Genomic DNA, 26487 nt, shown 5'->3' on the forward strand with positions numbered 1-26487 from the left:
CCGGTTAGAAGGAGTTGTTCCGCCTCTTCCGTCGTGGCCGGTTCACGGCGTCCACAGCGGGGAAACCTGGTGCGGTGTCGACGAGTCGGCCAGCAGCGACGTCACACCCCCGGGAACACCGAGCTTCCCCAGGACCCAGTCGAGTACGGCTGCTTCGGCATCGCACATTCTGGCAATCAGGCTCGTCTGCTCGGGCAGAAGGATCCTTCGCGGGACCATGATCGTCTCGCGGACGCGGTCGAGGGGCAGCCCTCGCCGGAAGCCCTGCGCGGCGGGGCGGATCGCGTCCTCGTCCGGCGGGAGCGGAAGGCGGCGGTGGGCCGCGTTCGAAACGACGATTCCGGCGACGTGGACGTACTCCTCCAGAAGCGGCCCGAACAGGTCGGCGAGCGCGTCGGTCTTGGCGGCGAGCGACAGCCCGGCGAAGGGTGTCGGGAGGTGGAAGAGGCCGCTGTGGTCCTCCACCCAGATCCACGCGGTGCCCGCTCCTTGCGTCTTGGCGCACTTGCCTCGCACCTTGCCCAGGAGCCGCTTGCCCTGGTCGCTCTCCACGGTGTCCCCGGTCAGGGTGGTGCCCAGGGGAGCCGTTCCGGGGTGGACGGTCAGCCGCCTCCCGGCGCTGCTGAGGACGTCGACCGCGGCCCCCGAGGCCGCGCATTCCTGGGCGGCCTCCTGGGTTCGCTTCTTCCACGTCTCAAAGTCGTCGCCGTTGAGGAGTTCGGGGAAGTCGCCCTCCCAGTAGATGGTGCGGTCCATGTCCAGGGAGAGGAGGTGGACGCGGCAGTTCTGGCGGAACTTCTCGTAGTCCTGGAGCTTTTGGTCTTCGGCGAAGGTGACGACCTCGATGAAGACCCGGTCGATACGGACGTCGCCGGGGCCGCCGCTGGCTTTCGCCGGCTCCAGCTCGACTGGGTGTCCGCGGGCCGCCCCCATGAGCGCGAGCCGGGCCTGTGTCTGGGTGTGCAGGAACCGGGACAGGGTGACGTCGCGGCGGGCATCTCGCCTAACGGAGAGAAGGCCGGGCACCCCGGCTTCCTCCAGATATGCGTATGCGGCCCACCACCGCACCGCCTCCACCCACGCTCCCCGGTCGGCTTCGTTCATGAACTGGAGTACTGGGGCGGCCCGGCCAAGACCGACGAAGGTGTCGCTGGCTCGGCCAGAGGTGGGGGAGGGGGTCACGGCCTTGGGCAGCCAGCGGCTGTCGAAAAACGCGGTGAGGCCGGCCACCGCGCGTGCGGTCACCTCGTGACCTGCGGGGGAGAGATAGCTTGCGCCTTCCGGGCAACCGAACCACGCCTCCCAGTCGATCGCACGGAGGCCCTGGTCGATCGCCCGCCATATCTCTTCGTCACGAGGGTGCATGCCCGTCAGCATGAAGGACCCGCAGACGAGGGCGCTGGCATTTTCCCGTTGTCACGCCTCGATTGGATGACAGTGGTCACCAGTTCGCCTGGGGCAGACGCGAAAGATCCACGAAAGACTGGCCAAGGGGCGCAGGGGCATGTCAACTTAGACATCTTCCCGAAAAACCCCAGGTCAGAGAGGTGATTGCTCGTGATCGTGGCCCCTGTCAGCCCCGGTTTTTCGACTACTCCTGAAGCCCTGCGGCTGCGCGAGTGGCAGCACGGCCCGGGCCAGCCCACGCTCGTCTTGGACCAGTTCTCCGCCGAGGACTTCAATCTGATCGTGGACGACCGGGGGGACGTGCACGTGAGCAGCAAGGACGGCCGCTTCTACCTCGGCTATTTCCCGCTCGGCCGCCCCGGTGACGACGGCGAGGGGTGGAAGATCGCCGTCACCGGCACCGCCAAGGTCCGCGGCTACCAGATGTCCTTCGACATGGAGACGCCGGCCGATGTGGTCGCCGCCGCCGTGGCACGCGTGCTGGAGACCTCCCGGCGCCGTTGACGCCAAAGGCTCGAATCGGAAGTCCTCCACGCGAGGTCTCCTCATCCCGGCGGCACAGTCCGCCACCCACATCCAAGGAGGCTGTCCGTGGACCACACGGAGTTGACCGTCGGCGATGTCATCGACCTGCTGATGGCCTGCGATCGAGATGCGCCGGTGCGACAGGCGATGAACCCGTTCTTCCCGATGGCGCACCGACTCGCGCAGGTAATCCAGTCCGTGGACGAGGCCGGACGGCCCGTCGTCTACCTCGCTGAAGGGCGGGACGCGGACACGCAGCTCGGTCATCTGCCGCCCGAGGTCGCCGTCGAGCTGGCTTGGCAGTCGCCCGTCCAGGCGCCCCCGCGCCGCCCCCGCCGTACCGCCAGCGGCAAGTAGAACCGCACACCTAGCCTTTGGAGGCGCCCCTGTACCCCGAGCACCCGCTCGACCCGCCCACCCCGAACAAGGCCCAGACCGCGTACTGGGTCGGTCCCCGGCACCTGGCCGGTGACGACGGACGTCTCTACGACACCGTCGCCGACACGCTCGCCGGCCTCGGCTGGACGAGCCTGACGATCGTCCGCGGACGGCAGGAGCCGGACGATCAACCGGAGGACCGCCAGGTCCTGCGCAGCACCGTCCTGCACATCAGCCCCGACACTCTCCGCTGGGCCCAATGGGTTCTGGCCGACGAGCCGTTCCACCTGGGGGACCTGCCGATCGCCTGGCAGATCTCCGCTCGCGCGGACGCGAGCAGCCCGCTCGCGCAGTGGTCCGCCTACTTCACCCCCGATGTCCCGGGGGAAGTCCTCGCCGACTTCGTTGTCGCGCTCGATGCCCGCGGCCAGCCCGATGTCCCGCTCGGCGGCGCCGAGTTGGTCCTTGATGCGGTCACCGCACACGGCTGGCTCCGCGACATCGATCAGCCCCACGCGGGAGCGATCGACCCGACCTTCGCCTCGCACCTCAGTTTCGGCGAGATGCCGCCTCTCATCCAGGACGCCGACCTGCGCGCTCTGACGGCTCAGGCTGACGAGGCGGGGCCGGCCGGGTGGCAGGCGTGGGCCGAGCCCGTGCTGGGCGCACCGATCCTGTGGGCCGCATCCTTCGGCGCCAGTGTGCCGCAGGACCTTGTCGCCGTGTTCGCCAACGGGCTCAGCTCGACCGCACCAGTCCTGCGCCGGGTCCTGCCCGAGAGTACGCGCGAGCGACTCCTGCGGGCCCCGGCCAGCTGAGACGGGGACGGCGTGCCGTCCCCGTCTCAACACATCATTTTCCTTCCACCAGGTGGAGGTAGGTAGTTGCTGTTCGCAGGGTGCGATTGGTCGGATCGGTGGCTGGACGTCGCCGTTCTCGACCGGTCCGGCTCCCTCCTTGGGGAGATGCGGATCGTCTACGCCGACAGCCCGGACCCGGTCGCCTGTTACCGGGAGTTCCTGACGCCGCTGGGCCGCAGGTGGAGAGCGACCGTCACCGGGATCGAGGACGTGCATATTCTCTTCGCCCGGTCCTTGGCGGCTTCGGGCTGCGAGGCTGATTGCCTCGATGACCCGTGCGGGGGAATGCCGCGCGATCGTCCCGAACTCCCCCACAGCAGAGGCACTTCGGGTGGTAGCGCACGCTCACCGGTCGGCCGTCGCCAGCCGTGCCGAAGCCCTGCACGTGTTGCGGGCGGCTCTCGTACGGATCTGGCCGACGGCCGTATCGGCGTGGCCGGCCAGTGTTGGCGGCCTGCGCAGTCCCCAGGCGCGAGCCGTCCTTGCTGCCGCCCCTGGCCCCCGGGCGGCAGCTCGGCTGGACCGCAAGCACCTGGCGGCCCTGTTGACGGCGGCAGGCAGGAAGCGGACGGTGGAGAGCGAGGCCGAGCGGCTCCGCCTGCTCTTCTGCCGCCCGGTGATGGTGCTCGACCCTCGCGTGGAAGACGCTGAGGCTGTACGCATCAGACACCTCCTCGCTGCCCTCGACCAGGCCGTTCAGCGGACTGACGCACTACAGGGGGAGCTGGAGCAGCGCTATGCTGCCCACCGCTATCACCAGTTGGTGTCCCGCGTTCCGGGAGTCGGTACGACCCTCGGCGCCTACCTCCTGGCGGAAATCGGGGACCGGCCTGTCGAGCGGTTCGGTACCGGACGCTCTCTCGCCGCATACGCCGGAGTGGCCCCCGTCACCTGGGCATCCGGCCAGACGGTGCGGGTCGCCTTCCGCCGAGCATCGTCGACACACCTGCGGAGCACTCTTCACGCGGTGGCCTTCTCCATGGTCAGTCACTCGCCGGGCGCGCAGGCGTACTACCGCCGGCGTCGCACGGCTGGCGATGCACACGCCACGGCGCTGAGAAAGCTGGGGCGCAAGATCCTTCTGTGCCTCTACCACTGCATGGCCTCTGGCGTGCCGTACGACGACGCCGTCGCGTTCGGCTACGACCCGGCAGCAGCCGATGCTCCCACCCTCCAACGGGAGAAGCCGCTGGACGACATGGAGATCGTGCGCGCCCGTGAAATGCTCGCCGCCCCCGGCGCCACCGTCACTGCCACGGCATGGGCCCTCGGGGTGAGCACGCAGACGGTCTACCGCCACGTACTCGGCCGGCCCCGCCCACGGTGACCGGCCCTCGGCGCGCTCGGTCCGAGAGCGGAGGCGTTCACCGTACGGTGGTGAAGGCCCCCGCCCTCGGCCGGAGCGGGAGAGGCGGGCGGACCGTGGTACGCCCGAAGACATCCCCGGGCCTTGAGCCCCCACGTGGGAATGGCGCCCACGGACCCCGCCCGCCTCACAACCCCCCCCATGCTGTCCGCTCACCGCCCGATCAGACGCTCGCAAGCCCGGCCACCCCGAGAGGGGTGGCCGGGCTTGCGAGTTTTGGGCCACTTACCCGGGCAAGGTCATCGGGGCGACAGCATGTCCGTCCAGGTGCCCTGGTGACGCGCCGGTGCCCCCGACCATGCAGTCGAGGGCACCGGCATACGGCACTTCAGCGGGTTGCTACCGCCTTGGCGAGGGCCTCGTCGAGGTGCTGGTCGACGAGGGCCGGCGAGCCGGAGACGATGACCAGCACGCTGCCGTCACGGATCGCGGTCTGCTTCACCACGGTGTCGCGCCCATCGGCGGAAAAGGTGAGGAGCTGACTCCAGCGCTCGTCACCGAGCTGGGGCGCGGTCATCCTCTGCGTCGTCACGTCGACCTTGGTGCTGCCGACGAGGACCTGGTACTGCGGGCAGCCGGTCATGGCCTCGAAGATCCGGCCGGTGCCGGTCGAGAGCTTCCCCGCGGTGTCGCTGTACAGCTCCTCGGAGACCCCCGAGTTGCTGCTGGCTGTGTAGGTGAAGGTGGCCTTCGCCTTGTGCGGGAAGTCGAGCGAGCCGCCCATGGCCGCATCACCGCCCATGTCGTTCAAGGCGGGACAGCCGAGAACGGAGACGTCGTCGTGCTGGGTGGGACGGTCGGCCTGGCGGGCGTAGCCGCTACCGAGGTCGCTCTCGTCGAGCAGGCGCGTCTTCAGTGCGGTCGACGACAACGGCGCACTGTGTCCAGCCTTGGTCGGCTTACCGTCGCGGGCGGAGGAGGGAGTGGCGGTCTTGGCCCCGGTGTTGTTGGCCGAGCAGGCGGGCAGTGCGAGGAGAGCGGCGGCGGTGAGGCCGAGGGCGGCGACGATGCGAACGCGCATGGTGGAACTGACCCCTTGGTGTTTGGTGACGGGTGGTCAGTACGGGCTCGTGGGCCCGGTGGGGTCGTAGGAGTGGGGGTCAGTGGCCGAGGTGCCGCAGGCAGTCCTCGAACGTCGCATGTGTCGCATCCGCGGGGCCAGCATGGCGGTTGTACCAGGCCGTGTCGAGGCGCGTCTCCTGCTGCTGGTGCCCCTGGCGGCAGCGCAGCCAGATCTGGTCGCGGGTGGAGAGGATGAGCCAGTCCCGGTACGCACCGCACTCGGCGCAGGCGATCATATCCTCGTCGAGGACGATCGGCTGGGCCCATGGCATCATCCGGCCGTCGAGCTGGTCGTGGCTCGGGATGCGCAGCTCCGGCGGGAGGAAGTCGTCCACGACCGACGCCGGCTCGGAGGGCTCTGGTTCGGCCGGCATTCGTTCGGCCTCCGGGGGCACCAGGCCCTCCAGCTGCGCCCATGCCTCGTCATGCAGGCGCCGCATCTCGTTTGTCTCCGCACGGCGGCGGCGTATCCGGTGAAACACCGTGGTGTCCTCCCTCGTCGTGTCCTGCTCGCTTCATGATCGTGCCTCAAGTCCCTGACCTGCTTCAATTCACAAAGTCCACAGTCACGGTCATCCGCGCCGGTGCCCGGACCGCCCCGGTGTCCGCTGTCCTGCCGGGTGTGGCGAGCGCTCCGCTGCGTGCGTGTCGTTAGCCGTGTCACTGGTGTCGGCGGGCAGGTCCGCGGCCCGGCGCAGCCGCCACACGAGGACGTCCGCGACGGAGCCCGCGGTGTCGAGTTCCCGTCGCCCGGCGGCGTCGGTGAGGAGGCTTGCCGGGTCGTGGCCGGCGGCTTCGGCGTCGGCGAGGGTGGCAGCGAGCGCGTACCAGCCGGGCTCGGCCAGGATCTGCTTGGCCAGCTCCGGCAGCGCTTGGCGCAGCACCGACGTCTGCCGCTGGACCAGAGGGCTGGCCAGGCGCCTGCCGCGCTGGTAGAGCGTGCCAAGGGGGTGGGCAGCGGCGGCCTGGTAGGCAGAGCGTAGGTGCTCGGCGGCCTGGCGGGCGGCTTCGGCCTGCTGAGCGTGGCCCTTCTTGGCGTGCCAGTGCATGGCGGCGGTGATGAGGAAGACCAGCATGTCGATCGCCATCGCGGTCGTGGCGCCGTCTTCACCCCGGCCGAGGGCGGGGCCGCCGTTGACGAGGTCGCGGGCGGCCTGCCGCAGCGCCCGGTCGTGCCCGCGTCCGGCACGGATGTGAGAGCGGGAGGCACGTTCGAACTCGAAGGCAGCTTCGCGCAGTTCACGGCGGGTGTGGGCAGCGGAGGTCTTCGCGAGCGCGTCCAGGACCTCGCCGGTCGCCGCTATGTGTGCTGCGGCGACCGCATCGTCGCCCTGCTCGACGCTCGGGAGCGCTGCCCAGGCGGCCGATGCGGTCCCGCGACGCGCGGCAGAGGGGTTGTCCGGGGTCGCGCGGCCGGGAGTATCTGTCGAGGGAGCCGGGTCGGGGCGGTCGGCGGACCAGCGTTCCCGGATCCGGGGCAGCGACAGGTCGGGGGCGAGGCGCACGCCGGGGTAGAACACGGGCTCGTCGTCCTTGTTGCGGTCGTCGGGCAGGGCGACCTTGTAACCGAGCAGGTCGCCGGAGGGGGCTACGCGCTTGCGGATCAGAAGGCCGGCGGCGGCCAGCCGATCGAAGAACTCCGTCTCGCCCGCCGCGCCGGCGACCGCGCGGCGCACGGTTTCGCGCAGCTCTTCCCGCGCCGTGCGCTCGCGGCCCTGCCGCTCGGCCTTGTGGCGCTCGGCGCTGGTGGGGCGCTTCGCTCCGGTGCCGTCGCCCTTGTTGAGGCGGCGCAGGCCCAACTCGGCTTCCAAGGCGCGGGCTTCGTCCTGGACGCGGATGGCGTCGTTGTTGAGGTCGGGGCGGTAGCCGTCCTCGCGTACGAGGGTGGCGACGATGTGGATGTGGTTGTCGGCATGGCGGACGGCCGCCCACCGGCATCCCGCGACCTGCTCCGGGTCGTCGATGCCCGCGGCGGCGACCATGCGGCGGGCGACGTCGCCCCACTCCTCGTCGCTCAGGATCCGGTCGTCGGGCCCGTTGCGGACGGACAGGTGCCACACATGGCGCTTTGGTCGTTCCGCCTCGTCGATGTTCTCGACCGGTTGATCCAGGAGCTGTTGGAGCTGCTTGAGGGTGGCAGCGTCATCCCGTCCGGGGTCGGGTGCGAGGTGGTCCCAGGAGGCCACCAGGTGCGGGTCGATGTGCTCCTCGAACTTGCCCGGCCCGTACAGGTAGTAGAGGAGACCGATGGTGCGCTGCCCACGCTTTTGAATCCGGGGAATCATGCTGCTGTCCTCAACCGATTGATCAACTGGGATGGCCAGCGGGAAGGAGGCGTTCCACGTGCCGGCGGCGGGAAAACCCGACGCATGAGCTGGATGTCGCCGCTAGTCGCACTGCTGGGAGTCCTGCTTGGGGCCGGCGCGACGGCGATGGCGGATCGTCGCCGGTGGCGCCGGGAGGCGGTCACGCGCCTGCTGGAGCTACGTACGGAGCTGTACGCCGAGTACCTGGTAGCGATGGAGGAAACGGGGAGGGACCTCCTGCGCGTGCTGCGGACCACGGCGGCCGAGGAACGCGAGACGTCTGCCGACGCGGCGTTCGCCGGCTTCAACCTCGGGGGCACACGGCAGCGGATCCACGTCCTGGCTCCGCTCGACGTCGTTCGGGCGGCCGACGAGATCTTTCGGGCTCTACGACGTGCCCGCGACTACGTCGCGACTGCCGACCCACGGGACACTCCAGGGCTCCTCGCCCTCAAGGACGAGGTCGGAACGCTGCGCGACCGCTTCCAGGAAGCGGTCCGACGCGACGTCTGCGGCCTGCTGGCCGGCAACGCCTCATGGTCTGCATGAGGCGCTTGATCAATCCTGTGCAAGCATCCGGTCGGTGACTGCCTGCACGCGGGCGACCGCCCGCCGAACGGCCGAAACGACGGCGTCGAGTTCCGCAGGCTGTCCACCGCTATTGATGGCACGGGCGACTTGGTTCAAGTTGTTGCCGACCTGGCCGAGATGACGGCGTGCGGCGAACAGCTCGGCTATCAGGTCTCGGTGATCTGCGATGACCGCAGCGGTGTTCTCGGAGTCCTCGGCGGCAGCGAGACCGGCGCGCACGAGGAAGGCGGGCAGGCTCTTGCGTGACGTACGGGCTGCGGTGGTCAGCCGACTCCACTCGTTGTCGTTGAGACGGATGTTGCAGATGCGTGCGCGCTTGTTCTTCTGGGGGGAGCGCTTACGCGTGGTGGATGCTGGAGTGGCGCTCGCGGGGCTTCGTGGTGTCTCCTCCACCCCCGGCTGCGATCCGCCCTCGGTCGCCGCCTGACGGTCCAGCGCCCCCCGGTGCCGGACCGCTCCCGCCACCCCTGGGGCGGGAGATGGCCAAGCTGCCTTCCCCGACGGGGAAGAGTAGCTTGGCCGATAACTTGCTCGCCCCGAGACCGAGTTGAGATCACGAGACGGATCCGGGGTGGAGGGGGACCGGTTCGGGTTCGTCACTGCTCACCGCCCTGTGCGCCGTCGATGATCTCCAGGATTTCGAGGACGAAGTCGAAAGCATCCTCCGTGTCGGTCAGGTGATGGATCTGGTGATCGGGGCCGATCCGGACGAACCACTGTCCTTCGGGGCCGTCGACTGCCGAATGGCTCAGTCCGTACCGCAGGAAGGTGTGCAGGAATGCCCAGACCAAGCGGTCTTCGAACTGTTCGGGAGCGGTTGCGTGTGTCATGGCGATCTCCTTCGTGGAAAGGGGCGGTGGCCCGGCGTGGAGCCGGGCCACCCTCGGCGGGTCAGGACTTTGAGCTGCTGCTTTGTGGTTTCAGCCGCACTCGGGGCAGCGCCCGACGTGGCCGCTGAGAGCCCGTGCCATCCGCGCCTTCGTCGATGCGGCGTGCTTCGCACTGGACTTGGCCGCCGGCCGTCCGGCATGGCGCTTTGAGTGAGCGGTCAGGAATCCGATCTCCCGCTCGTACTCAGCGCGGAGGGCAGCGAATTGGGGGCAGGTCTTCATCGGGTGGTGCTCCTTGTCGTCGTGCTCGTCTCGCTGCGCAGTTGCTGCAGGACGAGGCTCAGGCGGTCATTCCGGCCGCCTACGAGGCCCTCGCGCCGGAGGATTTCCCGCAGCTGGACCCGGGTTACGGTCTCGTTGCCGTCCCGGTTGAGCAGGGGCGGGACGTGGGGGCGAAGCTGCTGGACGAGTTGCTCCACCGTTTGCTCCGGCCCGCGCGGGGGACGCTGCGTCTGCGGACTGCGGGACCGGCTACCACGGGTTGTGGTCTTGGGGGTCGGCTTCCGCCGGAGGGGCACCTTGTGTCCCTGGTCCCCGGTCCCGGTGTTGGTCTCCGGTCCCCGGTCCCCGGTGGGCGCGGTCCCGGCGTGGTCCCCGGTCCCGATCTGGTCCCCGGTCCCGGTGTTGGTCTCCGGTCCCCGGTCCCCGGTGGGCGCGGTCCCGGCGTGGTCCCCGGTCCCGATCTGGTCCCCGGTCCCGGTGTTGGTCTCCGGTCCCCGGTCCCCGGTGGGCGCGGTCCCGGCGTGGTCCCCGGTCCCGATCTGGTCCCCGGTCCCCGGTCCCCGGTGGGCACGGTCCGCGCGTGGTCCCCGGCCACCGATCGATACGGTGTCACTGGGCGGGCTGCCGGTGGGGACCGTGGTGAGCTGGACCTTCGGTGAGGGGACCGCGACGGCGGGCTTTTGGTCGTGGAGCGGGGACCAGGGGGAGGGCAGCGGGACCGTGGCGAGCGCGAGTGCGTGCCGGCGGGCGGCGAGCTGGTCGAGCAGCTCAGCGCGCTGGCGGGGGTCGGTGCCGACTCCTGACCGTCCGATTGCCTTCGACAGCCGCCGCGTGAGTCCTCGGCCTCGCCAGCCTTGCTGCTGCTTGGGGGTGCGTTCGGCGAGGCGGACGACGAGGGCGACGGCGCGTGCCGTGGCGCGGTCTGCGGTGATCTGCGCAGCGTCGCGATCTCGCGCGGCGATGCCAAGGCGGGACAGCAGCCGTTCGCGTGCCTCCCGCCCCAGGACGGCGAGCAGGCCGTGGGAGGCGGCGCCTGGGGTGCGCAGACGCAGTTCGATCCCCATCGCCTGATGCCAGAGCATCGCCGCCATGAACGGGCCGACGAAGGCGCGAACCGTACCGCCGATGGGGCCGCTCTCGGCATAGGCAGGGACCACCTGCACGCCGGTGATGACCCAGACCAGCGTCCCGGGCAGCCCGGGTGCCCCCTGGACCGCCAGATTCTGCCGGGCCATCAGCGCGGTGGCGAACAGTGCGAGTTCGGCTGCCGCGAACATGCCGATCCGCTCGCCGACGCCGGCCATGTCCAAGAAGTCGGCGGCGAACCGCCAGCTTGTGTCGGCAGAGTAAGCGGTGCATCCGACCGCAGCGAGAGCTGCGACCTTGACTGCCGGGCTGCCGAGACGATTCGGCGTACGCGCTTTCCGGCGGCGGGCTGCCCAGCCGGTCAGGGCCAGGGCGAGGGCGGCGACGGGAATGCCGATGGCGAGGAGGAGGGATGGGGCTGGGGCGACACCGAGGCTCAGGTGGGTCAGGGTCATGCGGCCTTTCCGAGAGGGGCGCCCGTCGAGGGCGAGGTCACTGGGCCGGACACGGGCTGCTTCGTGTCGGGTTTGGTGGGCGTGGGCCGCCTGGTCGCCCGGGGGTTCTGCGTCCGCTTCTTCTTGCGGCGGGGCACGCCGAGGGTCCGGTCGCGGTCGAAGACCTTGAGGGCTGCTTGCCGCAGTAGGTCACGGGCGTGCTTGTGGCCGATCTGCAGGGCGGCGGCGAGCCGGTCGGTGTGCCAGCCCCGGACGTAGGCGTGGTTGATGACGATCTGGCGCTCGGACTCGGTCAGGTGCACGTCGCGTCCGTTGAAGAACGCGATCACACGGCTGTAGTCGAGGCGTTGAGGCAGTCCGTCATGCCAGGGGCGCCGCTCGGCTTCGGTCAACCCGCCCCAGACGCCCTCCTTGAGGTCGTTCTCCAAGGCGTAGTTGAGGCAGTCGCGGCGAACCGGGCACCAGCCGCACAGCTCCTTCGCCTCGGCGATGGCTTCGTGGTCCCGGGGGAGCGGGAAGAACACGGCGTCTGCGTCCTCGACGTCCATGCCGTGGCACGCTCCGCGGGTGTGCCAGCTGGTGTCGCTAATGCTGCGCAGGCCGGTGGCCGGCGCGTCGTGGGTGGTGATGTGGCGCAAGGGGGGCTCCGATGTGCTGCCGCGTCGGCCGGTCGGGGGCCGGTGGCGGGTGGACGCGGTGTCGAGGGCCGGCTGCGGCGCAGGGCGGGCGCCGCAGCCGGGTGATGGTGGTGCCGCGTCGGGGCACCAGATGGGGTGCACCGACGGGGCGGTCGGTCAGGCCAGGGCGGGCTGGACCTGCTCGGTCTCCTGGGCCTGCCGGGCGGCGGCGAGGTCGAGGCGACCAGGGTGGGGGGTGACTCGTGGGGCGGTTCCGCGTGCGCCGCCGTCGGGGGCGACCCGGCGGCGGCGGCATGGCTCGCCGATCTGGGCCTGGCACCACTCGCACCTGACGCAGAGGGCATCGGGCTGGCCCTGGGCGACAGCCGCCTCGCGCGCCGCACGAGCGGGCCGGTAGGGCGCGAGGGCGACTCGGACCTCCCGCGGTATGCAGGAGCCGATCGCCTCCAGCCGCGCCTCCAGCCGCGCCTCCAGCTCGGGGTCCATCCGGCCGCTGGTGATCGCCCGGTACTGCGCGGGCTGAGCGCTGCCGGCCGCCACCGCGCGCCGGGTGGCCACCAACTCTGCGGTCCAGGCCGCCTGGTCGTCAGGGTCAGCCGACGGAGTCGGGTCGGTGTGCCGGACCAGCCGGTCCCGCCGGTAGCTCTCCCACGGGCGGGCGATGTCGGCAGGCAGGACCTGGTAGGGCGAGACCCGAATGTGCTGCCGGGCGGCGGCGCGGGCGTCCCAGCCGTGCGGCGTGGTCATCGGCACGTCGCCAAGCAGCTCGTGCCACGTGGCGATCTGGTCGCGGGCCTCGGCCTGGTCTGTGCGGGTGGTGCGGGGGTCGAGTCGGCCGATGTAGGCGAGCAGGGCGGCGATTTCGCGGCGGTCCATGGCTACTCCGTTCCGGTCGGCTCGTCGAGGGCAGCGAGCAGGGCTGCGGTGTGGGCTTCGGCGCGGGTCATCCCGCTCGGCTTGCCGGAGCCGTTGCCGGGCACGGCGTAGAGGTTCGGGCGGCCGGGGGCGTGCTCTCTGGCGATCCAGGACCGCCAGTCGGCAGCCCAAGCTCCCGCCGACCGGGGCTTGAAGTCGGCGCGGTAGGCACGCCACTTCGCGTCGGCGGCGGCGAGGCCCTCTTGACCGAGGCGGTCGAGGTGTCCTTGCTGGCGAGCCCAGGTGTGGGTGTCTGGGTCGACCTGCCACTCGCTGGCCGGGGTGACGGCGGTACCACTACTGCTGTACCTACGGTTCACCTTCGGTTCACTACGGTTCTGGGGACCGGTTTCCGGCACACCGCCGTGCCGGTTTCCGGCACGTCGCTGTGCCGGTTTCCGTCGCGAGGTACCGGATTCCGGACCTGCCGGATTCCGGACCGTGCCGGGGGGATCCGGTACCTCGCGGGGGCGGATTCCGTACCGCCGCAGAGCCGATATTCGGAGCGCCAGGCCAGCCTCGGACTCGTCCGGCGACGAGTTGTCGCCGCCCTGCTCCCTCATGGCCTGGGCCACGGCCTTCGCGGCGAGGGGCAGGCGGTATACCGTGCTGCGCTGCGGGCCGACCAGGTCGTCCAGCTGCTCCAGTTCACCGCTGGCGAGCAGACGGTCGAGGGCTTCGCGCACGGTGGACCGTGAGGCGTTTGTGCGCTTCTCCAGGCTGGTCAGGGAGGCCCAGGCGATGCACTGCTCGTCGGTCACTCGGTCGGCGAGCGACAGCAGGATCAGGCGCCCAGCTCCCTTGCTGGAGCTGTTCTCCCACACCCACTCGCGGGCGTCGCTGCTCATCGGCCGCTCCCGCTCATGGGGCGGGGCCGACGGTTCGCCGAGGCCGTGCTGGGGTGCTCCGGCGCGTAGCAAAGTGGCGCCGAGATGAAGGTTTCTGCCGCGCAGGCCAGGTGGGATGGCCCTTTGCGCTGGGCAGGAGGCATGCAACAATCCCCTTGCGTGTTGCCACGCTGACGCGCCCGGTGGAATGGGATCAGCGTGGTGATGATGGGCAATCTCCGCCCTTGCCGGGGCGGGTTATGCCGTTAAGCGTTCGGCGTCCGGGAGTTCCCGCTCTCGGGCGCCGCCGCTGTATGCGGACCTGCGACGTCTGTCGGTACCTGCCGTGCTCCTCGCATTCGTGCTGCCGGGCGGGGCGCCCGGGGATGACGAACATACGCACGGGACCGTGTCAAGATCCAGAGTTGGTTCTTAATCTCTGTACTAGTTGCAGAGCGTGAGGAGCGGAATGCAACGCGTTCTTCCGTTCATGCTCGATGGGCTCGGTCCGGTCGGCGGGCGCGATCAGCCAGTAGGCTGAGGCGAAAAACGTCAAGACGGATGCCGAAGCAGCCCCTCACCTGCCGTGATGCACAAAACCTACGCTAGGTGAGTCTGTGCATCAAGCGCGGATAGACTGTCCCCGTCGATGGCCGCGATCCAGAAGGAGAGTGCAGTGCCGGTTCGCCAATTCGATGGTCGGCGCGTCCTGGCCGCACGGCGAGCCGCGAAACTCCAGCGAAACGAACTGGGGCGCATGCTCAGCCTGAGCAAGGATTCGATCGGTGACTGGGAACGGTGTGACAGCGCCCCCTCCCCCGAGCGCCTGCCGGCCCTTGCCGAGGCACTGGGGCATGACCTCGATGTGCTCTTCCCACGACTCGGGCCACCGGATCTAAAGGATCTGCGCTGCGACTCCGGACACACCCAGGCAGAGGCCGCGCGAGCCCTTGGCATCAGCCGTCTTCCTCTGAGCAACGCGGAAGCAGGGACCCGTCCGCTCAACGACGACTATGTCCAGCCCCTTGCCGACCTCTACCAGGTGAGCCGCGAAGCGTTGGAGGAAGCGCAGGAGAGATCCTTCGGCAAATCAGGCGCCCCCAAGCCAGAAGATCGGCTGCCTCAGACCCTCGGTGAGAAGATCACCAGCTTCCTTCAGCGGAAGCCGCTCTCAGACGCGGAAATCGCGGACGCAGTCAACACCGCAGCAGGCTTCCCTGCCGTTGACGCCGCGGGTATCGAGGCGCTGCGGACGGACAGCCAAGAGTCCGCAGAAGTGCAGGCCAGTCTGCCCCCCGACAGCCTTTTCGCGGGGCTGGGGGCGGCCTTCGGCGTCCAGCCGTGGTTTTTCGCGGACGGGGAAGAGGTCGAGCGGCAGATCCTGGACCGGCTGGAGTTCCTGAGCCTCATGCGCAGCGAAGGCGTAAGCGTGGCTGCCCGCGGCGCCAGCGAGGGAGTCTCGGCTGCCATGCTGGCGACGCTCAGCGAGGTCCTTGTGCGTCACGAGAGCGCACCCCGCCCCGAAGAGGGCTAGCGTTCAGCTCGCGTCGGGCGACTCCAGCAGTGACTGAGCCCTCCGGCACGCCGTAGGCGCCCGAACAAGGGGGCGCCGCAGCCTGGCCTTCGGCCCCCAAAGCGAAGAGACCGCTCGCCCCGGCCTGTGATGGCCTCGGCTGATCGCCGGTCCTGGTGGCCACCGCCGCCCGATCGAGTCCTGGCCAGATGGCCGTCGCAGCTCGGCTTTCCGGTGCTGTTCAGGCTGAGTGCGCCTCACACGTGTCCTGCTGGTGCCAGCAGGGCACGCCAGCCTCGGCAAGCAGCTCCTCCGTCTCCTGCGGGCGGATTCTGGCGTAGACGGCCTGCACTCGACGCAGCCAGGCAGCCTCGCCGTTGGCAGTGCCGAACGGTTTCTCCGGCAGGGGCTCGGCCGGCGCCGTGGAGCGGCAGCCGCGGGTGGCAGAGGCAAGCGCGGCTTTGATCCAGTGAGCCTCGGCGGCCGGATCCGGGTCGGAGTGGCTGAAGGCTGCCTCTGCGGCGGCGGGCCACAGGTCGGGCGCTGCGTGGTGCCGTAGACGATTGACGGCGTCGCCGATTTCCTGGATCCATCCGTCCAGCCGGACGTCCAGAGGGGGAGCTAGTCGAGTCATTTCCCGGAGGCGGGTACCAGCCGGCTGGAAAGTGATATCGGGAAAGGTTTCGGTCAGCTCACGTCGAAGGGTGTGCAGGGACCACAATGACCGCCAGGTTCTGAGGCGGTCAGCCACTACGTTGGTGGTAGGAAGGCTCGCCCCAGTAGCGAACAGAGTCGCGGCCAGTACGTTGAACGCGTTTCCCAGGTTCTCGACGGTGTGGTCGACGCTCGCGGGGGTGGGTATGAGCATCGCAATCCACATGTACGTCAGGCGTACTACTGCGTACAGGGTGTAGAGCCAGGTCGAGGCGGCGCCAAGGGCCAGTCCGAGGCGGAAGACCACTGTCTCAGCCCGGAAGGCGACGTGCGTCCACTGGTAGGCGACGGTCCAGGCGGATGCCCCCAGGTAGAGGTAGTAGCAGGTCATGAAGGACGCCGCCCCCCATTCGCCGGCGTGATCGGCAGCGAAATCCAGGCTGGGCTGCCTACGGTCAATGGCGAAGAAGAACAGCAATAGCATCGTTGGAACGACGGCGAGGATCGATCGCCTCGCGACCCGGGCAACCTTCCGCGAGATGGCGATGTGTGTCGGGGCGTCGTCTCCGGCGAGAAAGTAACTGGTGACGGAGTAGTTGAGCAGTGACAGGCAAGCTGCAATGGAGACCAGATATTTCACCAAGGCGTCGAGGTCGACCACGCCAAGCAGCCCCAGTGCTTCCCTGATTGGGGGGAAGCGAGTCCACAGCGAGACAGCGAATCCAGCACTGCAGCCCCACAGCGTGCGACGGAGGGGGTCCCCGTATCGGAGGGCGCCTGGCAGACGCCATATCGCTACGGTGGTCATCGCTACGGAAACGGCGAGAATCAGATATTCCAAGGAAGGCCCTTACGGCAGGCGCCCGCGCGGCGGTGCCAGCGGATGCGTGAGGCTTGCTTCCATCACGCTGATGAGATCGGTCCCGAGTGTTGCTTGCTTGCGCGCGAGGCGCTTGATGAGGGAGGCGGAGAATTCGGCCTGGCGCTCCTCGTGGCTTTCGTAGTGTGCTCGCGCCTGGACTACCGGATTCTCATCTCGGACGTCGGAGAGGAAGATTTGGAAAAGCGGGGGCAGGAGTTGCTCTTCCTCGTCACGTGAAAGGGATTTCCCGTGACCAAACCACAAGTGGGCCAGTTCGTGGATGATGACGTGTTCAGTCTGATTTGGCGTGGGGCGCGACCGGTAGAGGATAAATGTCGAATTCAAGCGCTCTACGGTGACGCGGAGACCGCAAGCCGTCCGCATGTCTCCGTGCGCATCCGCCACGGGCACGAGGTGGATTTGGCATCCGCGTGCCGTCTCGATCTCGGCGACGAGTCCCCTGAGGCTGAAAGGGGATGGGATGGGGAGGTCGGCCAGCTGGCGTTCGCAACGCTTGCGCAGCAGGCGCATCTCGCCAGCTAGGCGCGAGAGCCCCATCACTACACCTTTCGATGGACTTGAGCGTCAGATCCCGACAGCTTCCATGGTCAAGCCCATGTAACACCTTGAAAACAAAAGCGGAAGACCTAGTTCCGCCTCGGGATGTGGGGATGAGCATAGATCACGCGAGTGAACGTGCTCGCTGTGATCTCTCATCGAGCCGCGCGCCGCCTGTAGCCCCGACCGCCATTTGTGTGGGGGGAGTTGGTGAGTTCGTGGCCCGCCCAGGGCTCCTTCGAGTGGCTGGAAATGTGCGCTACGCCTCACTCGATTCAGGGGCCATCTACTTGCCCAAATCGGGTATTTGTCGCCCTAAAGCCTGATCTAGGATGCACGTTATTGGGCTAGATCTTCACGTCGGAGGTGGAGTGAGTGGCGCGGTATCGTCCACCAACATGAAGTTTTCGGCCGATGCCCTACTGTTCGACAGTGACGAAACGATCATTTCGTCCATAAAGTCGGTTTTCCGGTGCTGGTCGCAATGGGCGGACGCTCATGGCCTCACAATCGCGGAGATCATGGAGGTCCAACCGCATGGCAGGCCCGCCGCAGCCATCGTGGCCGACCTCCTGCCGGCCGACGAGGTCGCTCCGGCACTGGCTCTCCTCGAACAAGCAGAGGTCGACGACGCCATCGCAGGAGGGGTTGTCTCCATCCCAGGCTCGCAGGAGCTGTTGGCGTCGTTGCCGGTAGACCGCTGGGCCGTGGTTACCTCCGGCACGCGCCGGGTCGCGGACGCGCGACTGGCTGCCGCGGGGGTGCGCGCGACTCACGTCATCACGGTGGATGACATCACCCACCACAAGCCCGACCCGGAGCCCTTCCTTGTCGCGGCGGAGCGGTTGGGCGTCGATCCCCAGCGCTGCGTAGCATTCGAAGATGCCCCGGCGGGGCTTGCGTCTGCGCGTGCGGCGGGGATGGTCACCGTCGCTATCACCACGACCCATGACGCCAGCGCCCTTGATGCCGACGTGGTGATATCCGACCTGTCAGCTGTCACCACCTGCGCCACTGATGCTGGAGTGGAACTGACCATCGCCGTCTGATGCGTCGGGCACGCCCTCCCTGTCGCGGCGGCTGGATGTGCTGACTGGGCCTGAGAACTACATGGTGGCGAGTGACTCTCGGTCGCCCGGGCCTCCGGCTGATTCGCCGCAGTAAAGACGTGGTCGCTAACTACGCATGCCATTGATAACGGTCACGAAACGTGCCCAGTTTGCGGAATCATGCCTTCGAGTCAAAGTGGATATATGTCGGAATCCGTTGGATCGGTAGACGGAGGTCTGGGGAACCTGGCGGAAAGGTTCTACACCGCTCCGGTGGAAAGTGACCTCCAACGTGGTCCAGTGACGTTGTGTATGTACGGCGAGCGCCCTGAGGCTCGACGGGCGGTCACAGCTGAGGCGCTGGCCGCAATCGTTGATCGAATAGGTCAGCCGACGTGGTACGGCGGATCAACGGCAGGCCCCGTCGTACGCTGGCGCGACGAGCACCGAACTGTGATGCTGGCCCGAGGTGCTGAAGGGCTGCAGCTGTCGGTTCGACGCACAGCAGAGCTCGAAGGTATGGACAGGGCTGTGTTCGAGTGTGTGCAGCTCGATCCGGCGTCGTACTTCCGTCAACTGCCGTACCTGTGGCGGCTTAGTCCGCATGGAAGGGCCGATGCTGCGCTACCCGCCCTTCCAGCTGTGCCGACAGCGCCGGATTGGCACTGGCTGGAGGAGTCGCTGAAGGCGCTGCTGCGTGCGTGGTGGGAGCAATTGCCGGCGCAGATCGGACCGGACGTTGCAGGCTTCAACATCGTGCCCCGCGGGGATCACGCGGGCACGTTCAGCACACTCTCGGTCCTGTGCTCGCAGACCGACGGCGTGATGTTGCTGGTGGACGACCGGGCGGTCCGCGGCGGTACCCCGAGCGAGGTCATGGCCGGGAGGGGGTGGCGCGACCGGATCATGGGCTGGTGGCAACGAGACTTCTGCGGCGTCGGCGCCGAGGGGCCGGCAGCCGCGGCCTGGATGGCGGTGGCGGAGGCGCGTTTGCGCGGAGTGCTCTCGCCAGCGGACCTCGGGATAGCGGAGGTCAGGTGCGAGGGGGGCGGCCATTTGGCGCTTCCGGGCCTTGCCCTCCATCTCTGATCCCGGGTGGTGTCTTGTAGCGCGGGCCCGGGTTGGGAGTGATTGTCCCCGGGCTCGCGCAGCCCCTCCCTGCGGGCGGCACCGGCATAAGGGCACGGTGTGAAGAGCGGCCTCGGAGCCTGTGACTAACCTATCCTCGCTTCAGCGCTGGGCGCGCGATGGCGTCTTCGTGAATCGCGGTCAGGTTGTGGAGATGCAGCGTTCGATCACGGCGGGCAAGTCGTCCTCGTTCAGCGCGAGATGATGGGCTGGCTCGGGGTCGTTGAGATGCCGCTTGACGACGACCTCGTACAGGTGAGCGCGCTGGTCGTCCGCGTAGCGCTCGGTCAACTGATACCAGTGCAGCAGCACGCGCCACGTGTACCGCTGTGGGCCGGGGCTGGCCTGCCAGTCAAGCTCCAGGTGATGGTGGGCGTCGGCGATGGTGCGGCGCACCTCCTGCGGTACGGCCGGGACAGGAGCTCCGCGAGGTCCTCCTCGCAGGTTTTTGCCGGCGGGTGCGGAGCATTCCATCCAGGGGGCGGGCCGTCCTTGAGCGTCCCTTCTGGGCGGCGCGGCCAGCTGAGGTCCGAGCATGGTTTCACCTGCTCCGCGTCGATGCGTTCGGTGCCCTCGACGTCGTCGAGGTCGACCACGTACCCGGCCGGCCCGTCAACGGATTCAGCGTCATCGTCGAAGTACCAGCCGACGTCGCGTACGTACCCGCGGTGCCCCTTGAATGGACCGGAGGGGCGGTGGTGACCCCGTGCCAGAAGTCTGGTGCACCGTAAGGGCGGTAACTGCCACGGATGCAGCTGACGGTTCCGGGCCGCCACAGCTGGGCTGTGTACCAGCCGCGGTGGGCGTTGTTGGCCATTGCGGTGCGTTCCCGGCCACGGTTGTCGATCGCCGTGGCAGTGAGACCGCAGTCGTCTGCGAGGAGCTGGATGGCCTCGGCAGCTTCCTCATTCCACGTGTCGGGATCGTTCTCCTCGTCGACACGGATTTCCTGCAGTCCGAGGATGTCCGCGTCGATCTCCCCAATGTGGTGACCCGGGCCTTCCACTCGGGGGTGCCGCGCTGGTCGAGGCGGAGCTTGTAGGTGTTCAGGTTCGCTAGACGTATCAAGGCCGGTTCCTTTCGTGTGTGGACTGGTGGTATCCGTGACGCGAGTTTGCGGGGGCACGGCTGCGCTGCTCATCGGCCAAAGGCAATGTCGTCCAGCGCGAAATCTGCTGTCACCAGGAGGTGGTCCGACGCCTTCTTGGCCAGCGTGCCGTCGTGGGTGGTGTGTGTGCGGGCCGTGCAGGCGACGGCGAGGGTTACGCGAGGGGAGTCGATGTGGCCGGGGCCGAAGGGGTCGGGCTTGCCGTTGTCGTCGATCCAGTGCCCGCGCGGCATCCGGATCCACCGTGGTGCCCGGCTGGGGCACCCGGGCTCCCATGCTCGGCTGCTGCACCCGGCTTTCGGTCTCCGGCCCACCGCGGCGCCTCACGTGCGTGCCCCGCGGTGCTCGCCGTCACACTGGGGCTCCTCAGAGGTGACCTGGTAGGACAACAATTGCTGGAACAGGCCCGGTTGCTGGGAGAGCTGTTGGTAGGTGCCCTCCTGCACGACCCTGCCCTCGTCGAGGACCACGATCCGGTCGGCCACGGCCACGTTGGTGATGCGGTGGGTCACCAGCAGCACCACCCGGTCCCGTGCCAGGTCCCGCAGCCGCTGGAAGATCCGGTACTCCGCTCGCGGGTCCAGGTTCGCGGTCGGCTCGTCGAGGACCAGCAGCCCCGCCTCTTTGAAGAACGCCCTTGCGAGAGCGATGCGTTGCCACTGGCCACCGCTCAGCTCCTCGCCGTTGAGCCACTCGCGGGCGAGGAGGGTGTCCAACCCGGCACCGAGCTTGTCGACGACTTCGTCGGCGCCGGCAGCCTCGCACGCCTCACGCACGGCCGCATCGCCGCGCGGCGAGGGCTGCCCGAGGGTGACGTTCTCGCGCACGGTCAGGGGCCAGTGCGCGTAGTCCTGCGGCACCAGGGCCACCTGCTGCCACAGCGCCTGCGGGTCGGCGTCGCCGGCAGGGGTGCCGTCCCACAGCACCTGGCCGTCCGTGGGCAGGTACAGGCCGCTGATCAGCTTCGACAGCGTCGACTTACCCGAGCCGTTGAAACCGACCAGGGCGGTGACCTCGCCACGGTGCAGAGTGAGCGAGACGTCGGACAGCGCGTCTTGGTCCTTGCCCGCGTAGCGGTGGGAGACCGCCTTGATCTCGATCTTCTGCGGCGGCTTGGGCCGGTGCGTGCCCCGGCGCATGCGGAACCCACCGGCCTTGTCCAGGAATCCGCTCCAGTCGTCCATGTACAGACCCGTGCGCACCGCCCGCGCCCCGATGGCCACCAGGCCGCGGACCGACTGCCCCACCGTCTGCAAGGCGAAGACGGCCGTACCGGCGTATCCGACGCTGATGCGGCTGGTTGCCAGCAGCCACACGACCGCCGCCCACACCAGGGCCGAGCCCAACCCTCCGCACAGCGCGCCGACCAGGGACATACGCGCCCCCTTGTCGGCTGCGGCCCGGTCCTCGCGGTTGATCCGGGCGACCGTCTGCCGGTACCGGCCGGACAGGAAGCCGGCCATGGTGCCGGCGCGGATCTGGTCGGCGGCGTCGCGGGTGTAGATGTGCCAGCGCAGCACCGACAGCATGCGGTTGTCGCCGTTGCTGCGGAGGTTCGCCAGGTAGCGCACGCGTGCGGCGCTGACCTGGGCCAGGGCCTGCGGCAGGCTGGCTGCCACCAAAAGCGGCAGGAGCACCCAATGCACCCCGGCCAGTACGACGGCCCCAGCGAGGAAGGAGGCCGCCGAGGCGATCAGGTCCTGTCCCTCGTCGATGAGGTCCCCGGTGACCTGCGCTCCGCGGTCGGCGGCCTCGCGGTCGCGGTTGAAGTCGGGCTCGTCGTAGGCGCACAGCTCCACCTCTGCGCAGCCCGTCAGCAGCATCTGCTCGGCTTCGCGCGACATCAGCGGGCCCAGCCGGGAGGATAGCCAGTTGACGGTGATCCCCAGGAGCGCTCGCACGCCGGATGCGCTGGCGAGCAGGACGACCGACGGCCACGCCTGCAGGAGCCGGTGGTAGACGTCCCCGTTGGTCAGCAGCGCGGTCAGGGTCCCGCTGATCGCCACCAGGCCCAGGGCCTGCATCACACCGGCGAGCCCCTGGCACAGCAGGAGGCCGACGGTCGCTGCCCGGTCGACCCGCCAGGCGAGGGCCAACGACCGGCGCACCAGCCGGGGCAGGCGCCTGGCCATGTCGCTCATCCGGATCGACCGGCCGGCCGCTTCACGGCTGCCGGTCAGGTCCACGTACCGCATCTGCGAACCCGGTTCGGTCGCCTCTGCTGCGGTGCCCGGCTTGGCTCCTGGGGGGACGTCATGTCCGTCCTGCGGTCCGGCAGGTTTAGTGGCGGGCGGAGGCGGCTGAGGGGAGGTGCGCGGCCCCGGGACACGGTCGGCTGATGCATCGGTGGGTTCGCTCATGCCTCCCACCTCGAATCCGGGCGTGATGAGTGGCCACTGCGGGCGGCAGCGTCAACAAGGCGTCTCAAGAAGCCCATGGACAGATGGGGGGCCAGCTGTCGATGTTCGATATCGGTAGGGGGCATGACGGGGATGGCAACGGGATGCATGGTTCCTCCAGGAGGGTCACTGATGAGTACAGGTGCTCTAAGAACGGCCCCGATCGCACCCCCGTAACGGGTGTTTCGGAGGCAAATACTGAACATGAGTTCCCATCACCGACTTGGGCTGTGCTGCCGTTGGCCTGCGTGCGGCTTCGGGTGCTCGAACAGCTCGAATCAGTCCTTTGAGGTATTGCGACAACGGAATTGACGGTGTGTGATCTCAGTCCGGGCGTGGGTTGCGAGCGCGATCAATCCGCGCGTACCAGCGAGCCGTTCTGGCTCCGCTGAGAGGTTGCTACGGATCAGCTGGCCAGCGGGATGAAGCGCCCGCCAGGCTTCAGCCGTGCCTGCGCAACGGCTAGCTGTCGAAGGGGGCGGTGCCCGATGAGTTGATCAGGGCCGGCCGATGTCCTTATGTCACGAGCCATATGAGGCCCATCCATCCACTGGCGATCACGATGAAGACCAGGAACAGGAGGATGAATGTCGCGGCACGTATGGGCGGGTCAGGTTTTAGCGGCTCTGGCGGGGTATGGCCGTGTATATGTGCCGCGTGTAGGCAATCAGGGCAGTTGGGGTGGTGCGTCATCGCAGGGTGGTCACCTCGCCATGTCGGGGGTGCTCTTCACGGAAGCCTCCTTGGGGGTCATGCGCGGGTGAGCCAGCGGTGGCGTTCGGCGTCGGTGACGATGTGCTGGTGGTGGGAGATCTCCAGCTGGGCGAGGTGGGCGTAGTGCTCGACGACGTCGGGGCCGAGGGCGTCGCGGACGATGGCGCTATTGCGGAGGGCCACCTGTGCCTGCTTCAGCGTGCTCGGGAGGGGGGGACCTCCTTCCCGGTAGGCGTTGCCTGTCTCTGGCGGTCCTGGGGTGAGCGCGTTGTCGACTCCGTGGTTGATGGCGGCGACAGCAGCGGCGAGCGCGAGGTAGGGGTTGGCATCCGCCCCAGGGACGCGGACCTCCAGGTGCCGGCCTTCGCCGTGGCCCACGACGCGGATGGCGCACGTGCGGTTGTCGTAGCCCCAGCTAGCGGTGGTGGGCGCGAAGGAGTCGGGGACGTACCGCCTATAGGAGTTGATGTTCGGCGCGTACAGCACCGCCATCTGCGGCAGAGCGTCGAGCAGTCCGGCGACGGCGTGCCGGGCGAGTGCGGACAGGGCGCCGTCGGCGCCGTTGATCGCGTTGGTGCCGTTCTTCCACAGCGAGATGTGCAGGTGCAGGCCGTTGCCCACGCGGGTTGTGGGGGCTGCCATGAAGGTGGGGGTGAGACCTGACCGGCCGCCGATGGCGCGGACGGCGTGCTTGAACGCAAGGTGCCCGTCGCAGGCGGCGAGTGCCTCGCCGTAGGGGAAGGTCACCTCCACCTGCCCGGGGGCGCTTTCCGTTTTGACCGCCTCGACGGGAAGGCCGGCGCCCGCGAGGGCGGCTTGCAGACGGCGGAAGAACCGGTCCGCGGCCGGCGGGTGGTCCAGGGCGTAATCCAGGTTCCCCATGGCCAGAGGCCGCAGGCCCTGGTAGCCGCACTCGGCGGCCTCTTCGGGGGTTCCCTGGTAGACCACGAACTCGCATTCCAGGCCCGCCTTGACGTCCAAGCCATGGCGGGCCAGGCGGTCCAGCTGCCGACGTAGCATCTGGCGCGGGGCCACCTCGATGGGGTTGCCCTCGTGGTCGACGGCGTCGCCGAGGACCAGGGCAGTCTTCGGCATCCACGGCGTGAGACGGAGCGTCGTGAGGGCAGGGGTGACCGCCAGATCCTGATAGCCGGCGGCCCATGAGGTCAGGGCGAAGCCGTCCGCGGGGGTCATGTCGACGTCGGTGGCCAGCACGTAGGCGCACAAGTCCGCCCCGCCCGTGCCGACGCGGTCGAGGAAGTGCCGCGCGCCGTAGCGCTTGCCCTTCAGCCGGCCCTGCAGATCGGGGACAGCCAGCACCACCGTGTCGACCCGTCCAGAGCCGATCAGGTGGTGCAGCTGTTCGAGGGTGAGATGGCCCGACGCGGCGCGCCCCTGTCCCGGAGGAGTAGCGAGAGGTGCATCGGAGCCGTTGCCGGAGTTGGCAGAGGACATCACACGATCTCCTGGTCGAAGCCGTCGGAGGAGCGGTCGAGGCCGAGGGTGCGGGCGGGAACGTCGTAGGTGCGCTTGCCCGCGGCTCGCCACCACAGCCAGGCCAGCGACAGCACGGCGATCAACGCGATGGGTGCGTAGTTGAAGGTGGCGACGGAGATCGGGCTGGTCTGGGGCAGGCAGAACAGGACGGTGACGAACGCCACCCAGGCCACGGCGACGGTGCCAACCGTCACGCCCCACCGGCCCAGGTTCCACGGTCCGGGCCGGAACCGGTGGCGGTGCTTGATGCGCAGGTAGATGGGGATGGCGTAGGCGGGGGTGATGCCGATGACGTTGATGCTGGTGATCGCCGCGTACGCGGTCGGGCTGTACAGGCTCGGCACGGCGAGCAGGGCCGCGGCGCCGACGGTCAGCCACACCGCGTGGCGGGGCGTACCGGTGCGGGCGTGCACCCGCCGCCACAGGCCCGAGCCTGGCAGCGCGCCGTCCCGGCTGAACGCGAACACCATCCGGGAGGCGGCGGCTGTCTCGGCGTTGCCGCAGAACAGCTGGGCGACGATGACGATCAGCAGTAGCGCCTTCGCGCCAGACACCCCCAGGGCGTCCAGGAAGATCTGGGCAGGCGGAACTCCGGTCGCGGTGGCGCGGGTCGCGGCGTAGTCCTGGATGGCGAACGTCAGGCCGGCCAGCAGCAGGAAGCCGGCCGCCCACGACCAGCCGATGGCCCGCATGATGCCGCGGGAGGCGCTGACTTGGGCGTTGGTGGTCTCCTCCGACAGGTGCGCGGAGGCGTCGTAGCCGCTGAAGGTGTACTGCGCGAGCAGCAGGCCGATCAGCGTCACGTACACGGGGCTGGACCAGCCGGTGTGGTTGACGAACTCGCCGAAGACGAAGCCGGGTTCCTGGTGGTGGGCGGGGACGATGGCCAGGACGCCGACGATCACGGTGACGCCGGCCAGGTGCCACCAGACACTGATGCTGTTGAGGATGCTGACCAGGCGGACACCGAAGAGGTTCAACGTGGCGTGCAGGGTGAGGATGATCAGGTAAATGACCATGGTCTTGCCCGCAGTGGGCTCGAAGCCGAATTGCAGGTTCAGCCAGGCGCCGGTGAACAGTGCGGCTCCGTAGTCGATGCCGGCGATCGCGCCGAGCAGTCCGAGCAGGTTCAGCCAGCCGGTGTACCAGCCCCATTTGCGGCCGCCGAGCTTCTCTGCCTGGTAGTACAGGGCCCCGGATGTCGGGTAGGCGGAGGTGACCTCGGCCAGTCCGGCGCCGACGAACATCACCATCACGCCTACGGCGATCCAGCCCCACATCATCACCGCCGGGCCACCGGTGGTCAGACCGAAGCCGTACAGCGTCATGCAGCCGGAGAGCACCGAGATGACGGAGAAGCTGATTGCGAAGTTGCCGAACGGACCCATCCGGCGGGTGAGTACTGGCTCGTACCCCAGTTCGCGCAAGTACGCGTCGTCCGGGGCGCGCCGGGAGTGATCCGACCGGCGGTGCTGAC

Annotated in this window: 26 protein-coding genes; 8 read left to right on the forward strand and 18 right to left on the reverse strand. The window is 68.8% G+C overall.

Annotated elements, in window-relative coordinates:
- Positions 1-42: 42 nt before the first annotated feature.
- Positions 43-1365 carry a hypothetical protein gene (locus BKA18_RS27695; RefSeq protein ID WP_366046491.1) on the reverse strand — a complete coding sequence of 441 codons (1323 nt, stop codon included), beginning with the start codon at positions 1363-1365 and terminating at the stop codon, positions 43-45.
- Positions 1366-1557: 192 nt separating this feature from the next.
- Here BKA18_RS27695 and BKA18_RS27700 point away from each other — a divergent pair, with 192 nt between their 5' ends.
- The 4 genes from BKA18_RS27700 (at position 1558) to BKA18_RS27715 (ending at position 4497) form a co-directional block, all read left to right on the forward strand.
- Entirely contained in the window at positions 1558-1911 is a 354-nt protein-coding gene (locus tag BKA18_RS27700; RefSeq protein WP_366046492.1) for an SPDY domain-containing protein, read from the forward strand.
- A 132-nt stretch (positions 1912-2043) separates the two neighbouring features.
- Entirely contained in the window at positions 2044-2289 is a 246-nt protein-coding gene (locus BKA18_RS27705; protein WP_371872453.1) for a hypothetical protein, read from the forward strand.
- Between the two features lie 17 nt (positions 2290-2306).
- Complete coding sequence (locus BKA18_RS27710) at positions 2307-3128, forward strand: SPDY domain-containing protein (RefSeq protein WP_366046493.1); 822 nt, start codon at positions 2307-2309, stop codon at positions 3126-3128.
- 613 nt (positions 3129-3741) lie between these two features.
- The gene (locus BKA18_RS27715) at positions 3742-4497 is read left to right on the forward strand and encodes a transposase (protein WP_366046494.1); all 756 of its coding nucleotides are present in this window, start codon (positions 3742-3744) and stop codon (positions 4495-4497) included.
- A gap of 367 nt (positions 4498-4864) precedes the next feature.
- On the opposite strand, the gene BKA18_RS27720 is transcribed toward BKA18_RS27715, so the two are convergent.
- The 3 genes from BKA18_RS27720 to BKA18_RS27730 form a co-directional block, all read right to left on the reverse strand.
- Positions 4865-5557 carry a hypothetical protein gene (locus BKA18_RS27720; protein WP_366046495.1) on the reverse strand — a complete coding sequence of 231 codons (693 nt, stop codon included), beginning with the start codon at positions 5555-5557 and terminating at the stop codon, positions 4865-4867.
- Between the two features lie 79 nt (positions 5558-5636).
- Complete coding sequence (locus tag BKA18_RS27725) at positions 5637-6038, reverse strand: hypothetical protein (protein ID WP_366046496.1); 402 nt, start codon at positions 6036-6038, stop codon at positions 5637-5639.
- A 132-nt stretch (positions 6039-6170) separates the two neighbouring features.
- Positions 6171-7883 (reverse strand): relaxase/mobilization nuclease domain-containing protein, encoded by a 1713-nt coding sequence (locus BKA18_RS27730; protein ID WP_366046497.1) that lies wholly within the window; start codon positions 7881-7883, stop codon positions 6171-6173.
- Positions 7884-7967: 84 nt separating this feature from the next.
- Between BKA18_RS27730 and BKA18_RS27735 the strand changes: the two genes are divergently transcribed.
- Positions 7968-8453: a hypothetical protein gene (locus BKA18_RS27735; protein WP_366046498.1), complete on the forward strand. Its 486-nt coding sequence runs from the start codon at positions 7968-7970 to the stop codon at positions 8451-8453.
- 9 nt (positions 8454-8462) lie between these two features.
- Here BKA18_RS27735 and BKA18_RS27740 read toward each other — a convergent pair whose 3' ends face one another.
- The 7 genes from BKA18_RS27740 to BKA18_RS27770 all read right to left on the reverse strand — a co-directional run bounded on the left by BKA18_RS27740 (position 8463) and on the right by BKA18_RS27770 (position 13549).
- On the reverse strand, positions 8463-8888 hold the full coding sequence (locus BKA18_RS27740; protein WP_366046499.1) for a plasmid mobilization protein: 426 nt from the start codon (positions 8886-8888) through the stop codon (positions 8463-8465).
- A 203-nt stretch (positions 8889-9091) separates the two neighbouring features.
- Positions 9092-9325: a hypothetical protein gene (locus BKA18_RS27745; RefSeq protein WP_366046500.1), complete on the reverse strand. Its 234-nt coding sequence runs from the start codon at positions 9323-9325 to the stop codon at positions 9092-9094.
- Positions 9326-9415: 90 nt separating this feature from the next.
- Positions 9416-9607, reverse strand: a complete 192-nt coding sequence (locus BKA18_RS27750) for a hypothetical protein (RefSeq protein ID WP_350254666.1) — start codon at positions 9605-9607, stop codon at positions 9416-9418.
- Entirely contained in the window at positions 9604-11148 is a 1545-nt protein-coding gene (locus BKA18_RS27755; RefSeq protein WP_366046501.1) for a hypothetical protein, read from the reverse strand. The genes BKA18_RS27750 and BKA18_RS27755 overlap by 4 nt, the downstream gene beginning before the upstream one ends.
- Positions 11145-11786 carry a WhiB family transcriptional regulator gene (locus BKA18_RS27760; RefSeq protein ID WP_366046502.1) on the reverse strand — a complete coding sequence of 214 codons (642 nt, stop codon included), beginning with the start codon at positions 11784-11786 and terminating at the stop codon, positions 11145-11147. Before BKA18_RS27760 ends, BKA18_RS27755 begins: the two co-directional genes overlap by 4 nt.
- Positions 11787-11942: 156 nt before the next feature.
- A complete protein-coding gene (locus BKA18_RS27765) occupies positions 11943-12662 on the reverse strand; it encodes a zinc finger domain-containing protein (protein ID WP_366046503.1) in 720 nt (239 codons plus the stop codon).
- Positions 12663-12664: 2 nt separating this feature from the next.
- Positions 12665-13549 (reverse strand): helix-turn-helix domain-containing protein, encoded by an 885-nt coding sequence (locus BKA18_RS27770; protein WP_366046504.1) that lies wholly within the window; start codon positions 13547-13549, stop codon positions 12665-12667.
- 628 nt (positions 13550-14177) lie between these two features.
- Here BKA18_RS27770 and BKA18_RS27775 point away from each other — a divergent pair.
- Positions 14178-15062 (forward strand): helix-turn-helix domain-containing protein, encoded by an 885-nt coding sequence (locus BKA18_RS27775; protein WP_366046505.1) that lies wholly within the window; start codon positions 14178-14180, stop codon positions 15060-15062.
- 220 nt (positions 15063-15282) lie between these two features.
- Here BKA18_RS27775 and BKA18_RS27780 read toward each other — a convergent pair whose 3' ends face one another.
- Positions 15283-16536: an MAB_1171c family putative transporter gene (locus BKA18_RS27780; RefSeq protein WP_366046506.1), complete on the reverse strand. Its 1254-nt coding sequence runs from the start codon at positions 16534-16536 to the stop codon at positions 15283-15285.
- Between the two features lie 9 nt (positions 16537-16545).
- A complete protein-coding gene (locus tag BKA18_RS27785) occupies positions 16546-17115 on the reverse strand; it encodes a hypothetical protein (protein WP_366046507.1) in 570 nt (189 codons plus the stop codon).
- A gap of 398 nt (positions 17116-17513) precedes the next feature.
- On the opposite strand from BKA18_RS27785, the gene BKA18_RS27790 reads away from it, so the two are divergent.
- Both BKA18_RS27790 and BKA18_RS27795 read left to right on the forward strand, forming a co-directional pair.
- On the forward strand, positions 17514-18164 hold the full coding sequence (locus BKA18_RS27790) for an HAD-IA family hydrolase (protein WP_366046508.1): 651 nt from the start codon (positions 17514-17516) through the stop codon (positions 18162-18164).
- A gap of 543 nt (positions 18165-18707) precedes the next feature.
- Positions 18708-19253, forward strand: coding sequence for a hypothetical protein (locus BKA18_RS27795; protein WP_366046509.1), 546 nt, complete (start codon positions 18708-18710; stop codon positions 19251-19253).
- 180 nt (positions 19254-19433) lie between these two features.
- Here BKA18_RS27795 and BKA18_RS27800 read toward each other — a convergent pair whose 3' ends face one another.
- The 5 genes from BKA18_RS27800 to BKA18_RS27820 form a co-directional block, all read right to left on the reverse strand.
- Complete coding sequence (locus BKA18_RS27800) at positions 19434-19688, reverse strand: hypothetical protein (RefSeq protein ID WP_366046510.1); 255 nt, start codon at positions 19686-19688, stop codon at positions 19434-19436.
- A gap of 741 nt (positions 19689-20429) precedes the next feature.
- Positions 20430-20633: a hypothetical protein gene (locus BKA18_RS27805; RefSeq protein WP_366046511.1), complete on the reverse strand. Its 204-nt coding sequence runs from the start codon at positions 20631-20633 to the stop codon at positions 20430-20432.
- A 90-nt stretch (positions 20634-20723) separates the two neighbouring features.
- Positions 20724-22595, reverse strand: a complete 1872-nt coding sequence (locus BKA18_RS27810; protein WP_366046512.1) for an ABC transporter ATP-binding protein — start codon at positions 22593-22595, stop codon at positions 20724-20726.
- Positions 22596-23549: 954 nt separating this feature from the next.
- Positions 23550-24968: a glutamine synthetase family protein gene (locus tag BKA18_RS27815; RefSeq protein WP_366046513.1), complete on the reverse strand. Its 1419-nt coding sequence runs from the start codon at positions 24966-24968 to the stop codon at positions 23550-23552.
- Entirely contained in the window at positions 24968-26398 is a 1431-nt protein-coding gene (locus BKA18_RS27820; protein WP_429638778.1) for an amino acid permease, read from the reverse strand. Before BKA18_RS27820 ends, BKA18_RS27815 begins: the two co-directional genes overlap by 1 nt.
- Positions 26399-26487 lie beyond the last annotated feature (89 nt).

It is taken from the genome of Streptomyces auratus (genome assembly GCF_050433025.1).
In the GTDB taxonomy this organism is placed as follows: Bacteria; Actinomycetota; Actinomycetes; order Streptomycetales; family Streptomycetaceae; genus Streptomyces; species Streptomyces sioyaensis.